A 16,425-nucleotide genomic window follows, 5' to 3' on the forward strand; every position below is an offset into this window, starting at 1 on the left:
TTAATATGCTTATGATATTTAGCTAAAAGCGGATCACATAATTTTTGAGGGGTGAATCTGTTTGGCAGGTCAAGTTGTCCAATATGGAAGACATCGTAAACGTAGAAACTACGCGAGAATTTCAGAAGTATTAGAATTACCAAACTTAATAGAAATTCAAACTAAATCTTACGAGTGGTTCCTAAGAGAAGGTTTAATCGAAATGTTTAGAGACATTTCTCCAATTGAAGATTTTACTGGTAATTTGTCATTAGAGTTTGTGGATTACCGTTTAGGAGAACCAAAATATGATTTAGAAGAATCTAAAAACCGTGACGCTACTTATGCTGCACCTCTTCGTGTAAAAGTGCGTCTAATCATTAAAGAAACAGGAGAAGTTAAAGAACAAGAAGTCTTTATGGGTGATTTCCCATTAATGACTGATACAGGTACGTTCGTTATCAATGGTGCAGAACGTGTAATCGTATCTCAATTAGTTCGTTCACCATCCGTTTATTTCAATGAAAAAATCGACAAAAATGGTCGTGAAAACTATGATGCAACAATTATTCCAAACCGTGGTGCATGGTTAGAATATGAAACAGATGCTAAAGATGTTGTATACGTACGTATTGATAGAACACGTAAACTACCATTAACAGTATTGTTACGTGCATTAGGTTTCTCAAGCGACCAAGAAATTGTTGACCTTTTAGGTGACAATGAATATTTACGTAATACTTTAGAGAAAGACGGCACTGAAAACACTGAACAAGCGTTATTAGAAATCTATGAACGTTTACGTCCAGGTGAACCACCAACTGTTGAAAATGCTAAAAGTCTATTGTATTCACGTTTCTTTGATCCAAAACGCTATGACTTAGCAAGCGTGGGTCGTTATAAAACAAACAAAAAATTACATTTAAAACATCGTTTATTTAATCAAAAATTAGCTGAGCCAATTGTAAATACTGAAACTGGTGAAATTGTAGTTGAAGAAGGTACAGTGCTTGATCGTCGTAAAATCGACGAAATCATGGATGTACTTGAATCAAATGCAAACAGCGAAGTGTTTGAATTGCATGGTAGCGTTATAGACGAGCCAGTAGAAATTCAATCAATTAAAGTATATGTTCCTAACGATGATGAAGGTCGTACGACAACTGTAATTGGTAATGCTTTCCCTGACTCAGAAGTTAAATGCATTACACCAGCAGATATCATTGCTTCAATGAGTTACTTCTTTAACTTATTAAGCGGTATTGGATATACAGATGATATTGACCATTTAGGTAACCGTCGTTTACGTTCTGTAGGTGAATTACTACAAAACCAATTCCGTATCGGTTTATCAAGAATGGAAAGAGTTGTACGTGAAAGAATGTCAATTCAAGATACTGAGTCTATCACACCTCAACAATTAATTAATATTCGACCTGTTATTGCATCTATTAAAGAATTCTTTGGTAGCTCTCAATTATCACAATTCATGGACCAAGCAAATCCATTAGCTGAGTTAACGCATAAACGTCGTCTATCAGCATTAGGACCTGGTGGTTTAACACGTGAACGTGCTCAAATGGAAGTACGTGACGTTCACTACTCTCACTATGGCCGTATGTGTCCAATTGAAACACCTGAGGGACCAAACATTGGATTGATTAACTCATTATCAAGTTATGCACGTGTAAATGAATTCGGCTTTATTGAAACACCATATCGTAAAGTTGATTTAGATACACATGCTATCACTGATCAAATTGACTATTTAACAGCTGACGAAGAAGATAGCTATGTTGTAGCACAAGCAAACTCTAAATTAGATGAAAATGGTCGTTTCATGGATGATGAAGTTGTATGTCGTTTCCGTGGTAACAACACAGTTATGGCTAAAGAAAAAATGGATTATATGGATGTATCGCCGAAGCAAGTTGTTTCAGCAGCGACAGCATGTATTCCATTCTTAGAAAATGATGACTCAAACCGTGCATTGATGGGTGCGAACATGCAACGTCAAGCAGTGCCTTTGATGAATCCAGAAGCACCATTTGTTGGTACAGGTATGGAACACGTTGCAGCACGTGATTCTGGTGCAGCTATTACAGCTAAGCACAGAGGTCGTGTTGAACATGTTGAATCTAATGAAATTCTTGTACGTCGTCTAGTTGAAGAGAACGGCGTTGAGCATGAAGGTGAATTAGATCGCTATCCATTAGCTAAATTTAAACGTTCAAACTCAGGTACATGTTACAACCAACGTCCAATCGTTGCAGTTGGAGATGTTGTTGAGTATAACGAGATTTTAGCAGATGGACCATCTATGGAATTAGGAGAAATGGCATTAGGTAGAAACGTAGTAGTTGGTTTCATGACTTGGGACGGTTACAACTATGAGGATGCCGTTATCATGAGTGAAAGACTTGTGAAAGATGACGTGTATACTTCTATTCATATTGAAGAGTATGAATCAGAAGCACGTGATACTAAGTTAGGACCTGAAGAAATCACAAGAGATATTCCTAATGTTTCTGAAAGTGCACTTAAGAACTTAGACGATCGTGGTATCGTTTATATTGGTGCAGAAGTAAAAGATGGAGATATTTTAGTTGGTAAAGTAACGCCTAAAGGTGTAACTGAGTTAACTGCCGAAGAAAGATTGTTACATGCAATCTTTGGTGAAAAAGCACGTGAAGTTAGAGATACTTCATTACGTGTACCTCACGGCGCTGGCGGTATCGTTCTTGATGTAAAAGTATTCAATCGCGAAGAAGGCGACGATACATTATCACCTGGTGTAAACCAATTAGTACGTGTATACATCGTTCAAAAACGTAAAATTCATGTTGGTGATAAGATGTGTGGTCGACATGGTAACAAAGGTGTCATTTCTAAGATTGTTCCTGAAGAAGATATGCCTTACTTACCAGACGGACGTCCGATCGATATCATGTTAAACCCTCTTGGTGTACCATCTCGTATGAACATCGGACAAGTATTAGAGCTACACTTAGGTATGGCTGCTAAAAATCTTGGTATTCACGTTGCATCACCTGTATTTGACGGTGCAAACGATGACGATGTATGGTCAACAATTGAAGAAGCTGGTATGGCTCGTGATGGTAAAACTGTACTTTATGATGGACGTACAGGTGAACCATTCGATAACCGTATTTCAGTAGGTGTAATGTACATGTTGAAACTTGCGCACATGGTTGATGATAAATTACATGCGCGTTCAACAGGACCATATTCACTTGTTACACAACAACCACTTGGAGGTAAAGCGCAATTCGGTGGACAACGTTTCGGTGAGATGGAGGTATGGGCACTTGAAGCATATGGTGCTGCATACACATTACAAGAAATCTTAACTTACAAATCCGATGATACAGTAGGACGTGTGAAAACATACGAGGCTATTGTTAAAGGTGAAAACATCTCTAGACCAAGTGTTCCAGAATCATTCCGAGTATTGATGAAAGAATTACAAAGTTTAGGTTTAGATGTAAAAGTTATGGATGAGCAAGATAATGAAATCGAAATGACAGACGTTGATGACGATGATGTTGTAGAACGTAAAGTAGATTTACAACAAAATGATGCTCCTGAAACACAAAAAGAAGTTACTGATTAATACGCAATTTACAAAACAGGCAAAAAGATACTAAGCTGAATTTTATTGATGATTCAGTTTAGTACTTTAAGCCATTTTAAATAAATGCAAATCAATCAAATAGCACAGCTAATCTAAATTGAAGGAGGTAGGCTCCTTGATTGATGTAAATAATTTCCATTATATGAAAATAGGATTGGCTTCACCTGAAAAAATCCGTTCTTGGTCTTTTGGTGAAGTTAAAAAACCTGAAACAATCAACTACCGTACATTAAAACCTGAAAAAGATGGTCTATTCTGTGAAAGGATTTTCGGACCTACAAAAGACTGGGAATGTAGTTGTGGTAAATACAAACGTGTTCGCTACAAAGGCATGGTCTGTGACAGATGTGGAGTTGAAGTAACTAAATCTAAAGTACGTCGTGAAAGAATGGGTCACATTGAACTTGCTGCTCCAGTTTCTCACATTTGGTATTTCAAAGGTATACCAAGCCGTATGGGATTATTACTTGACATGTCACCAAGAGCATTAGAAGAAGTTATTTACTTTGCTTCTTATGTTGTTGTAGATCCAGGTCCAACTGGTTTAGAAAAGAAAACTTTATTATCTGAAGCTGAATTCAGAGATTATTATGATAAATACCCAGGTCAATTCGTTGCAAAAATGGGTGCAGAAGGTATTAAAGATTTACTTGAAGAGATTGATCTTGACGAAGAACTTAAATTGTTACGCGATGAGTTGGAATCAGCTACTGGTCAAAGACTTACTCGTGCAATTAAACGTTTAGAAGTTGTTGAATCATTCCGTAATTCAGGTAACAAACCTTCATGGATGATTTTAGATGTACTTCCAATCATCCCACCAGAAATTCGTCCAATGGTTCAATTAGATGGTGGACGATTTGCAACAAGTGACTTAAACGATTTATACCGTCGTGTAATTAATCGAAATAATCGTTTGAAACGTTTATTAGATTTAGGTGCACCTGGTATCATCGTTCAAAACGAAAAACGTATGTTACAAGAAGCCGTTGACGCTTTAATTGATAATGGTCGTCGTGGTCGTCCAGTTACTGGCCCAGGTAACCGTCCATTAAAATCTTTATCTCATATGTTAAAAGGTAAACAAGGTCGTTTCCGTCAAAACTTACTTGGTAAACGTGTTGACTATTCAGGACGTTCAGTTATTGCAGTAGGTCCAAGCTTGAAAATGTACCAATGTGGTTTACCAAAAGAAATGGCACTTGAACTATTTAAACCATTCGTAATGAAAGAATTAGTTCAACGTGAAATTGCAACTAACATTAAAAATGCGAAGAGTAAAATCGAACGTATGGATGATGAAGTTTGGGACGTATTGGAAGAAGTAATTAGAGAACATCCTGTATTACTTAACCGTGCACCAACACTTCATAGACTTGGTATTCAAGCATTTGAACCAACTTTAGTTGAAGGTCGTGCGATTCGTCTACATCCACTTGTAACAACAGCTTATAATGCTGACTTTGACGGTGACCAAATGGCGGTTCACGTTCCTTTATCAAAAGAGGCACAAGCTGAAGCAAGAATGTTGATGTTAGCAGCACAAAACATCTTGAACCCTAAAGATGGTAAACCTGTAGTTACACCATCACAAGATATGGTACTTGGTAACTATTACCTTACTTTAGAAAGAAAAGATGCAGTAAATACAGGCGCAATCTTTAATAATACAAATGAAGTATTAAAAGCATATGCAAATGGCTTTGTACATTTACACACTAGAATTGGTGTACATGCAAGTTCGTTCAATAATCCAACATTTACTGAAGAACAAAACAAAAAGATTCTTGCTACGTCAGTAGGTAAAATTATATTCAATGAAATCATTCCAGATTCATTTGCTTATATTAATGAACCTACGCAAGAAAACTTAGAAAGAAAGACACCAAACAGATATTTCATCGATCCTACAACTTTAGGTGAAGGTGGATTAAAAGAATACTTTGAAAATGAAGAATTAATTGAACCTTTCAACAAAAAATTCTTAGGTAATATTATTGCAGAAGTATTCAACAGATTTAGCATCACTGATACATCAATGATGTTAGACCGTATGAAAGACTTAGGATTCAAATTCTCATCTAAAGCTGGTATTACAGTAGGTGTTGCTGATATCGTAGTATTACCTGATAAGCAACAAATACTTGATGAGCATGAAAAATTAGTCGACAGAATTACAAAACAATTCAACCGTGGTTTAATCACTGAAGAAGAAAGATATAATGCAGTTGTTGAAATTTGGACAGATGCAAAAGATCAAATTCAAGGTGAATTGATGCAATCACTTGATAAAACTAACCCAATCTTCATGATGAGTGATTCAGGTGCCCGTGGTAACGCATCTAACTTTACACAGTTAGCAGGTATGCGTGGATTGATGGCCGCACCATCTGGTAAGATTATCGAATTACCAATCACATCTTCATTCCGTGAAGGTTTAACAGTACTTGAATACTTCATCTCAACTCACGGTGCACGTAAAGGTCTTGCCGATACAGCACTTAAAACAGCTGACTCAGGATATCTTACTCGTCGTCTTGTTGACGTGGCACAAGATGTTATTGTTCGTGAAGAAGACTGTGGTACTGATAGAGGTTTATTAGTTTCTGATATTAAAGAAGGTACAGAAATGATTGAACCATTTATCGAACGTATTGAAGGTCGTTATTCTAAAGAAACAATTCGTCATCCTGAAACTGATGAAATAATCATTCGTCCTGATGAATTAATTACACCTGAAATTGCTAAGAAAATTACAGATGCTGGTATTGAACAAATGTATATTCGCTCAGCATTTACTTGTAACGCACGACATGGTGTTTGTGAAAAATGTTACGGTAAAAACCTTGCTACTGGTGAAAAAGTTGAAGTTGGTGAAGCAGTTGGTACAATTGCAGCCCAATCTATCGGTGAACCAGGTACACAGCTTACAATGCGTACATTCCATACAGGTGGGGTAGCAGGTAGCGATATCACACAAGGTCTTCCTCGTATTCAAGAGATTTTCGAAGCACGTAACCCTAAAGGTCAAGCGGTAATTACGGAAATCGAAGGTGTCGTAGAAGATATTAAATTAGCAAAAGATAGACAACAAGAAATTGTTGTTAAAGGTGCTAATGAAACAAGATCATACCTTGCTTCAGGTACTTCAAGAATTATTGTAGAAATCGGTCAACCAGTTCAACGTGGTGAAGTATTAACTGAAGGTTCTATTGAACCTAAGAATTACTTATCTGTTGCTGGATTAAACGCGACTGAAAGCTACTTATTAAAAGAAGTACAAAAAGTTTACCGTATGCAAGGTGTAGAAATCGACGATAAACACGTTGAGGTTATGGTTCGACAAATGTTACGTAAAGTTAGAATTATCGAAGCAGGTGATACGAAGTTATTACCAGGTTCATTAGTTGATATTCATAACTTTACAGATGCAAATAGAGAAGCATTTAAACACCGTAAGCGTCCTGCAACAGCTAAACCAGTATTACTTGGTATTACTAAAGCATCACTTGAAACAGAAAGTTTCTTATCTGCAGCATCATTCCAAGAAACAACAAGAGTTCTTACAGATGCAGCAATTAAAGGTAAGCGTGATGACTTATTAGGTCTTAAAGAAAACGTAATTATTGGTAAGTTAATTCCAGCTGGTACTGGTATGAGACGTTATAGCGACGTAAAATACGAAAAAACAGCTAAACCAGTTGCAGAAGTTGAATCTCAAACTGAAGTAACGGAATAACAAGTATATAACAGAGGCTAATGCTTTAGCCTCTTGTTATTTTTATGTAAATTATTTGATTTAATGTTGACGAATTCTCTTGTTCAATGTTAATATATTAAAGGTTGATGCAAGCAGAACTTTGGAGGATAAATTATTGTCTAAGGAAAAAGTTGCACGCTTTAACAAACAACATTTTGTAGTTGGTCTTAAAGAAACGCTTAAAGCGTTAAAGAAAGATCAAGTTACATCTTTGATTATTGCTGAAGACGTTGAAGTATATTTAATGACTCGCGTGTTAAGCCAAATCAATCAGAAAAATATACCTGTATCTTTTTTCAAAAGCAAACATGCTTTGGGTAAACATGTAGGTATTAACGTCAATGCGACAATAGTAGCATTGATTAAATGAGAATTAGTAAGTGTTTTACTTACTAAATTTTATTTAACCTAAAAATGAACCACCTGGATGTGTGGGATTAAAAAGTGAAGAGAGGAGGACATATCACATGCCAACTATTAACCAATTAGTACGTAAACCAAGACAAAGCAAAATCAAAAAATCAGATTCTCCAGCTTTAAATAAAGGTTTCAACAGTAAAAAGAAAAAATTTACTGACTTAAACTCACCACAAAAACGTGGTGTATGTACTCGTGTAGGTACAATGACACCTAAAAAACCTAACTCAGCGTTACGTAAATATGCACGTGTGCGTTTATCAAACAACATCGAAATTAACGCATACATCCCTGGTATCGGACATAACTTACAAGAACACAGTGTTGTACTTGTACGTGGTGGACGTGTAAAAGACTTACCAGGTGTGCGTTACCATATTGTACGTGGAGCACTTGATACTTCAGGTGTTGACGGACGTAGACAAGGTCGTTCATTATACGGAACTAAGAAACCTAAAAACTAAGAATTTAGTTTTTAATTAAATCTTAAACTTAAAATATTTAATATAAGGAAGGGAGGATTTACATTATGCCTCGTAAAGGATCAGTACCTAAAAGAGACGTATTACCAGATCCAATTCATAACTCTAAGTTAGTAACTAAATTAATTAACAAAATTATGTTAGATGGTAAACGTGGAACAGCACAAAGAATTCTTTATTCAGCATTCGACCTAGTTGAACAACGCAGTGGTCGTGATGCATTAGAAGTATTCGAAGAAGCAATCAACAACATTATGCCAGTATTAGAAGTTAAAGCTCGTCGTGTAGGTGGTTCTAACTATCAAGTACCAGTAGAAGTTCGTCCAGAGCGTCGTACTACTTTAGGTTTACGTTGGTTAGTTAACTATGCACGTCTTCGTGGTGAAAAAACGATGGAAGATCGTTTAGCTAACGAAATTTTAGATGCAGCAAATAATACAGGTGGTGCCGTTAAGAAACGTGAGGACACTCACAAAATGGCTGAAGCAAACAAAGCATTTGCTCACTACCGTTGGTAAGATAAAAGCTTTTACCCTGAGTGTGTTCTATATTAATGAATTTTCATTAAGCGTTCATGCTTAGGGCATCGCCATATCTATCGTATTTATTCAGTAATATAAACTGGAAGGAGAAAAAATACATGGCTAGAGAATTTTCATTAGAAAAAACTCGTAATATCGGTATCATGGCTCACATTGATGCTGGTAAAACGACTACGACTGAACGTATTCTTTATTACACTGGCCGTATCCACAAAATTGGTGAAACACACGAAGGTGCTTCACAAATGGACTGGATGGAGCAAGAACAAGACCGTGGTATTACTATCACATCTGCTGCAACAACAGCAGCTTGGGAAGGTCACCGTGTAAACATTATCGATACACCTGGACACGTAGACTTCACTGTAGAAGTTGAACGTTCATTACGTGTACTTGACGGAGCAGTTACAGTACTTGATGCACAATCAGGTGTTGAACCACAAACTGAAACAGTTTGGCGTCAGGCTACAACTTATGGTGTTCCACGTATCGTATTTGTAAACAAAATGGACAAATTAGGTGCTAACTTCGAATACTCTGTAAGTACATTACATGATCGTTTACAAGCTAACGCTGCTCCAATCCAATTACCAATTGGTGCGGAAGACGAATTCGAAGCAATCATTGACTTAGTTGAAATGAAATGTTTCAAATATACAAATGATTTAGGTACTGAAATTGAAGAAATTGAAATTCCTGAAGACCACTTAGATAGAGCTGAAGAAGCTCGTGCTAGCTTAATCGAAGCAGTTGCAGAAACTAGCGACGAATTAATGGAAAAATATCTTGGTGACGAAGAAATTTCAGTTTCTGAATTAAAAGAAGCTATCCGCCAAGCTACTACTAACGTAGAATTCTACCCAGTACTTTGTGGTACAGCTTTCAAAAACAAAGGTGTTCAATTAATGCTTGACGCTGTAATTGATTACTTACCTTCACCACTAGACGTTAAACCAATTATTGGTCACCGTGCTAGCAACCCTGAAGAAGAAGTAATCGCGAAAGCAGACGATTCAGCTGAATTCGCTGCATTAGCGTTCAAAGTTATGACTGACCCTTATGTTGGTAAATTAACATTCTTCCGTGTGTATTCAGGTACAATGACATCTGGTTCATACGTTAAGAACTCTACTAAAGGTAAACGTGAACGTGTAGGTCGTTTATTACAAATGCACGCTAACTCACGTCAAGAAATCGATACTGTATACTCTGGAGATATCGCGGCTGCGGTAGGTCTTAAAGATACAGGTACTGGTGATACTTTATGTGGTGAGAAAAATGACATTATCTTGGAATCAATGGAATTCCCAGAGCCAGTTATTCACTTATCAGTAGAGCCAAAATCTAAAGCTGACCAAGATAAAATGACTCAAGCTTTAGTTAAATTACAAGAAGAAGACCCAACATTCCATGCACACACTGACGAAGAAACTGGACAAGTTATCATCGGTGGTATGGGTGAGCTTCACTTAGACATCTTAGTAGACCGTATGAAGAAAGAATTCAACGTTGAATGTAACGTAGGTGCTCCAATGGTTTCATATCGTGAAACATTCAAATCATCTGCACAAGTTCAAGGTAAATTCTCTCGTCAATCTGGTGGTCGTGGTCAATACGGTGATGTTCACATTGAATTCACACCAAACGAAACAGGCGCAGGTTTCGAATTCGAAAACGCTATCGTTGGTGGTGTAGTTCCTCGTGAATACATTCCATCAGTAGAAGCTGGTCTTAAAGATGCTATGGAAAATGGTGTCTTAGCAGGTTATCCTTTAATTGATGTTAAAGCTAAATTATATGATGGTTCATACCATGATGTCGATTCATCTGAAATGGCCTTCAAAATTGCTGCATCATTAGCACTTAAAGAAGCTGCTAAAAAATGTGATCCTGTAATCTTAGAACCAATGATGAAAGTAACTATTGAAATGCCTGAAGAGTACATGGGTGATATCATGGGTGACGTAACATCTCGTCGTGGACGTGTTGATGGTATGGAACCTCGTGGTAATGCACAAGTTGTTAATGCTTATGTACCACTTTCAGAAATGTTCGGTTATGCAACATCATTACGTTCAAACACTCAAGGTCGCGGTACTTACACTATGTACTTCGATCACTATGCTGAAGTTCCAAAATCAATCGCTGAAGATATTATCAAGAAAAATAAAGGTGAATAATATAACTTGTTTTGACTAGCTAGCCTAGCTTAAAATACAAGGTGAGCTTAAATGTAAGCTATCATCTTTATAGTTTGATTTTTTGGGGTGAATGCATTATAAAAGAATTGTAAAATTCTTTTTGCATCGCTATAAATAATTTCTCATGATGGTGAGAAACTATCATGAGAGATAAATTTAAATATTATTTTTAATTAGAATAGGAGAGATTTTATAATGGCAAAAGAAAAATTCGATCGTTCTAAAGAACATGCCAATATCGGTACTATCGGTCACGTTGACCATGGTAAAACAACATTAACAGCAGCAATCGCTACTGTATTAGCAAAAAATGGTGACTCAGTTGCACAATCATATGACATGATTGACAACGCTCCAGAAGAAAAAGAACGTGGTATCACAATCAATACTTCTCACATTGAGTACCAAACTGACAAACGTCACTACGCTCACGTTGACTGCCCAGGACACGCTGACTACGTTAAAAACATGATCACTGGTGCTGCTCAAATGGACGGCGGTATCTTAGTAGTATCTGCTGCTGACGGTCCAATGCCACAAACTCGTGAACACATTCTTTTATCACGTAACGTTGGTGTACCAGCATTAGTAGTATTCTTAAACAAAGTTGACATGGTTGACGATGAAGAATTATTAGAATTAGTAGAAATGGAAGTTCGTGACTTATTAAGCGAATATGACTTCCCAGGTGACGATGTACCTGTAATCGCTGGTTCAGCATTAAAAGCTTTAGAAGGCGATGCTCAATACGAAGAAAAAATCTTAGAATTAATGGAAGCTGTAGATACTTACATTCCAACTCCAGAACGTGATTCTGACAAACCATTCATGATGCCAGTTGAGGACGTATTCTCAATCACTGGTCGTGGTACTGTTGCTACAGGCCGTGTTGAACGTGGTCAAATCAAAGTTGGTGAAGAAGTTGAAATCATCGGTTTACATGACACATCTAAAACAACTGTTACAGGTGTTGAAATGTTCCGTAAATTATTAGACTACGCTGAAGCTGGTGACAACATTGGTGCATTATTACGTGGTGTTGCTCGTGAAGACGTACAACGTGGTCAAGTATTAGCTGCTCCTGGTTCAATTACACCACATACTGAATTCAAAGCAGAAGTATACGTATTATCAAAAGACGAAGGTGGACGTCACACTCCATTCTTCTCAAACTATCGTCCACAATTCTATTTCCGTACTACTGACGTAACTGGTGTTGTTCACTTACCAGAAGGTACTGAAATGGTAATGCCTGGTGATAACGTTGAAATGACAGTAGAATTAATCGCTCCAATCGCGATTGAAGACGGTACTCGTTTCTCAATCCGTGAAGGTGGACGTACTGTAGGATCAGGCGTTGTTACTGAAATCATTAAATAATTTCTAATTTCTTAGATTTTATATAAAAAGAAGATCCCTCAATCGAGGGGTCTTTTTTTAATGTGTAAATTTTGTAATGGCTATTCGATTTAGAAGAACAATAATTGATGAAAGATTGACTAATAAAACTTATAACTGATAATACTGTTTAAATAAAATTGTTGAGTCTTGGACATTGTAAAATGCTCCCTTCAAAGTTTTCATTTTTTCAATGTCTACTTTGAAGGGAGCATTTCATTAGTTTATGTCTCAGATTCATATCTTTCAATTAATTTAAATGCTTAATTTGTTTTAAATACTTGCTCTAATTCAATGATTTTTAAAAATACAGCTACAGCGTATTTTAATGATTTTTCATCAATATCAAATTTGGGATTATGGTGTGGCGCTGTAATACCTTTACTTTCATTACCACAACCAGTCAGAAAGAATGCACCTGGTCGTACTTTCAAATAATGTGAAAAATCTTCTCCAATCATCATTAAATCTGATTCATTAAAGCGTACATGTAAGTCATTTGTTGCTTCTTTAATAACTTGATATGCTTTCTCGTTATTATGGACAGGCAAATACCCTTTAATATAATTCAAATCATAGTTAATATCATTTGCTATTGCTAAACCTTGTAGAAGCTTATCCATTTTGTCCATTACATGATTCTGTATATCTGAATCGAAAGTTCTAACTGTACCTTTACAAAATGCTTGATCAGGAATAACGCTATCTGTGGTGCCTGCTTGAATCATTCCAAATGAAAGTACAGCTTGTTTAACTGGATCGATCGTACGTGAAATTATTTTTTGTGCACTTAAAATGAACTCTGCCATGATTACTATTGGGTCAATGGTTTCATGAGGTTTGGCACCATGACCACCACGACCTTTAATTGTGACGCTAAATTCATCTGGAGAGGCCATGATTGCCCCCGCACGTGAATGAATAGTTCCAGTAGGATAACCACTCCATAAATGTGTACCGTAAATTCTATCTACATTTTCCAGACATCCAGCATCTATCATTTCTTGAGAACCACCTGGCATGATTTCTTCACCGTACTGGAATATTAATACAACATTACCTTCTAATAAATGTTTATGTTCATCTAAAATCTCTGCTACAGTAAGTAAAATTGCTGTATGACCATCATGCCCACACGCATGCATACATCCTGGATTTTTAGACTTATAAGGCACATCGTTTAATTCCTCGACAGGTAACGCATCAAAGTCAGCTCTTAATGCAATGGTAGGTCCTGTGCCCAAGCCTTTAAATGTGGCTTTGATACCATTGCGGCCGATAGGAGTTTCAATATCACAAGATAACTGGCTTAATTGGTTAACAATATAATCATGTGTTTGAAATTCTTCAAAAGATAACTCAGGATATTGGTGTAAATAACGTCTGAGTTGAATTGTTTTATTTTCTTTATTATTTGCTAGTTGGAACCAATCTAACACCCTTATCACTACTTTCTAAAATAATGTTTATAGTATAACATTTTATGAAATTATCGTACTAAATGATTGCTTTGAGATATTTTATCTATGAATGATAAGGCTTTCAAGTTATGTAGAATTACTGTATGATAAAGGTATTACCAAACAATACTTAAGGGGGATTATATACTGTGGTTCAATCATTACATGAGTTTTTAGAGGAAAATATAAATTATCTAAAAGAAAATGGTTTGTATAATGAAATAGATACAATTGAAGGTGCAAACGGACCAGAAATCAAAATCAATGGGAAATCATACATTAACTTATCTTCAAATAATTATTTAGGACTAGCAACAAATGAAGATTTGAAATCAGCTGCAAAAGCAGCTATTGATACACATGGTGTAGGTGCAGGCGCTGTTCGTACAATCAATGGTACATTAGATTTACACGACGAATTAGAAGAAACACTAGCAAAATTTAAAGGAACAGAAGCTGCAATAGCTTATCAATCAGGATTTAATTGTAATATGGCTGCTATTTCAGCTGTCATGAATAAAAATGATGCTATTTTATCAGATGAGCTTAATCATGCATCAATTATTGATGGATGTCGCTTATCTAAAGCTAAAATTATTCGAGTTAACCATTCAGACATGGATGATTTACGTGCGAAAGCAAAAGAAGCAGTTGAATCAGGTCAATACAATAAAGTGATGTATATCACTGATGGCGTTTTTAGTATGGATGGTGATGTGGCTAAATTACCTGAAATTGTAGAAATTGCAGAAGAATTTGGTTTATTAACTTATGTTGACGACGCTCATGGTTCAGGTGTTATGGGTAAAGGCGCTGGTACGGTTAAACATTTTGGTTTACAAGATAAAATCGATTTCCAAATAGGTACGCTTTCTAAAGCAATTGGTGTCGTTGGCGGTTATGTAGCAGGTACAAAAGAGTTAATAGATTGGTTAAAAGCACAATCACGACCATTCTTATTCTCTACATCATTAGCACCTGGGGATACCAAAGCAATAACTGAAGCAGTTAAAAAGTTAATGGATTCAACTGAATTACATGATAAATTATGGAACAATGCACAATATTTAAAAAATGGATTGTCAAAATTAGGATATGATACAGGTGAGTCAGAAACTCCAATTACACCAGTAATTATTGGTGATGAAAAAACAACTCAAGAATTTAGTAAGCGTTTAAAAGACGAAGGTGTCTATGTGAAATCTATCGTTTTCCCAACAGTACCAAGAGGTACAGGACGTGTAAGAAATATGCCTACAGCTGCACATACAAAAGACATGTTAGATGAAGCAATTGCGGCTTATGAAAAAGTAGGAAAAGAAATGAAGTTGATTTAATATTTATTTATTCCCACGGCAAATATTGTCGTGGGCTTTTTTTAATGTTTAGTTTATTAACAGTAAGTTCTTATAACAATGTTTAGTGCTCCCCAAAATTGAAGTTTGAATTTTAAAAGCATCTTGTAGAATTTAGTTGTATTTTTTACAAAGAAATTCATTTTGATTATTTTTGATAATGAGCATTTTAATAGTAATACATGTTTATAGTGTGTAGTATATGTCTATACTAGTAGTAACTATATAGAGAAAGTAGGAATAAACTATGTCACAAGATGTAAATGAATTAAGTAAGCAACCAACGCCAGATAAAGCAGAAGATAACGCATTTTTCCCATCACCATATTCCCTTAGTCAATATACAGCACCTAAAACAGATTTTGATGGTGTTGAACACAAAGGTGCCTATAAAGATGGTAAATGGAAAGTATTGATGATTGCTGCTGAAGAGAGATATGTATTATTGGAAAATGGAAAAATGTTCTCTACGGGTAATCATCCTGTTGAAATGTTATTACCTTTACATCATTTAATGGAAGCAGGTTTTGACGTTGATGTTGCGACATTATCTGGTTATCCAGTTAAATTAGAATTATGGGCTATGCCAACTGAAGACGAGGCAGTTATAAGTACTTATAATAAATTGAAAGAAAAATTAAAACAGCCAAAAAAATTAGCAGATGTGATTAAAAATGAATTAGGACCTGATTCAGACTATTTATCTGTCTTTATCCCAGGCGGACATGCTGCAGTTGTTGGTATTTCTGAAAGTGAGGACGTTCAACAAACATTAGATTGGGCATTAGACAATGACCGCTTTATAGTTACATTATGTCATGGACCAGCAGCACTACTTTCAGCAGGGCTTAACAGAGAAAAATCTCCATTAGAAGGATACTCTGTTTGTGTCTTTCCTGACTCATTAGATGAAGGTGCAAATATTGAAATAGGTTATTTACCTGGACGCTTGAAATGGTTAGTTGCTGATTTATTAACTAAACAAGGATTAAAAGTAGTTAACGACGATATGACAGGAAGAACGTTAAAAGATCGTAAATTATTAACAGGTGACAGTCCTTTAGCTTCAAATGAGTTAGGAAAATTAGCAGTTAATGAAATGTTAAATGCAATACAAAATAAATAATTAAATATTAATTAGAGGAGCCTCATATGTAAATGTATGAGGACTCTTTT

The 16,425-nt window shown here is 36.0% G+C and carries 10 protein-coding genes; 9 read left to right on the forward strand and 1 reads right to left on the reverse strand.

Going from position 1 to position 16,425, the window contains the following annotated elements:
* The first annotated feature begins 61 nt into the window (after positions 1-61).
* From rpoB to tuf, 7 genes are all read left to right on the forward strand, one after another.
* The gene (gene rpoB / locus KI230_RS02660; RefSeq protein WP_000918667.1) at positions 62-3,613 is read left to right on the forward strand and encodes a DNA-directed RNA polymerase subunit beta; all 3,552 of its coding nucleotides are present in this window, start codon (positions 62-64) and stop codon (positions 3,611-3,613) included.
* A 163-nt stretch (positions 3,614-3,776) separates the two neighbouring features.
* Positions 3,777-7,373 (forward strand): DNA-directed RNA polymerase subunit beta', encoded by a 3,597-nt coding sequence (gene rpoC, locus KI230_RS02665; protein WP_001788197.1) that lies wholly within the window; start codon positions 3,777-3,779, stop codon positions 7,371-7,373.
* A gap of 136 nt (positions 7,374-7,509) precedes the next feature.
* A complete protein-coding gene (locus KI230_RS02670; RefSeq protein WP_000031892.1) occupies positions 7,510-7,764 on the forward strand; it encodes a ribosomal L7Ae/L30e/S12e/Gadd45 family protein in 255 nt (84 codons plus the stop codon).
* A 97-nt stretch (positions 7,765-7,861) separates the two neighbouring features.
* Complete coding sequence (gene rpsL, locus KI230_RS02675) at positions 7,862-8,275, forward strand: 30S ribosomal protein S12 (protein WP_001142337.1); 414 nt, start codon at positions 7,862-7,864, stop codon at positions 8,273-8,275.
* A 65-nt stretch (positions 8,276-8,340) separates the two neighbouring features.
* Complete coding sequence (rpsG, locus tag KI230_RS02680; protein WP_001137495.1) at positions 8,341-8,811, forward strand: 30S ribosomal protein S7; 471 nt, start codon at positions 8,341-8,343, stop codon at positions 8,809-8,811.
* 122 nt (positions 8,812-8,933) lie between these two features.
* On the forward strand, positions 8,934-11,015 hold the full coding sequence (fusA, locus tag KI230_RS02685) for an elongation factor G (RefSeq protein ID WP_000090315.1): 2,082 nt from the start codon (positions 8,934-8,936) through the stop codon (positions 11,013-11,015).
* 216 nt (positions 11,016-11,231) lie between these two features.
* The gene (gene tuf / locus KI230_RS02690) at positions 11,232-12,416 is read left to right on the forward strand and encodes an elongation factor Tu (RefSeq protein ID WP_001040568.1); all 1,185 of its coding nucleotides are present in this window, start codon (positions 11,232-11,234) and stop codon (positions 12,414-12,416) included.
* Between the two features lie 281 nt (positions 12,417-12,697).
* Here the strand turns inward: tuf and KI230_RS02695 are convergent, their stop codons facing one another.
* On the reverse strand, positions 12,698-13,873 hold the full coding sequence (locus KI230_RS02695; RefSeq protein WP_000887920.1) for a M20 family metallopeptidase: 1,176 nt from the start codon (positions 13,871-13,873) through the stop codon (positions 12,698-12,700).
* A gap of 170 nt (positions 13,874-14,043) precedes the next feature.
* Here KI230_RS02695 and KI230_RS02700 point away from each other — a divergent pair, with 170 nt between their 5' ends.
* Complete coding sequence (locus KI230_RS02700; RefSeq protein WP_000250824.1) at positions 14,044-15,231, forward strand: glycine C-acetyltransferase; 1,188 nt, start codon at positions 14,044-14,046, stop codon at positions 15,229-15,231.
* A 265-nt stretch (positions 15,232-15,496) separates the two neighbouring features.
* The gene (hchA, locus tag KI230_RS02705) at positions 15,497-16,375 is read left to right on the forward strand and encodes a glyoxalase III HchA (protein ID WP_000076404.1); all 879 of its coding nucleotides are present in this window, start codon (positions 15,497-15,499) and stop codon (positions 16,373-16,375) included.
* Positions 16,376-16,425: the final 50 nt, after the last annotated feature.

Source organism: Staphylococcus sp. MZ3 (genome assembly GCF_018622755.1).
Taxonomy (GTDB): domain Bacteria; phylum Bacillota; class Bacilli; order Staphylococcales; family Staphylococcaceae; genus Staphylococcus; species Staphylococcus aureus.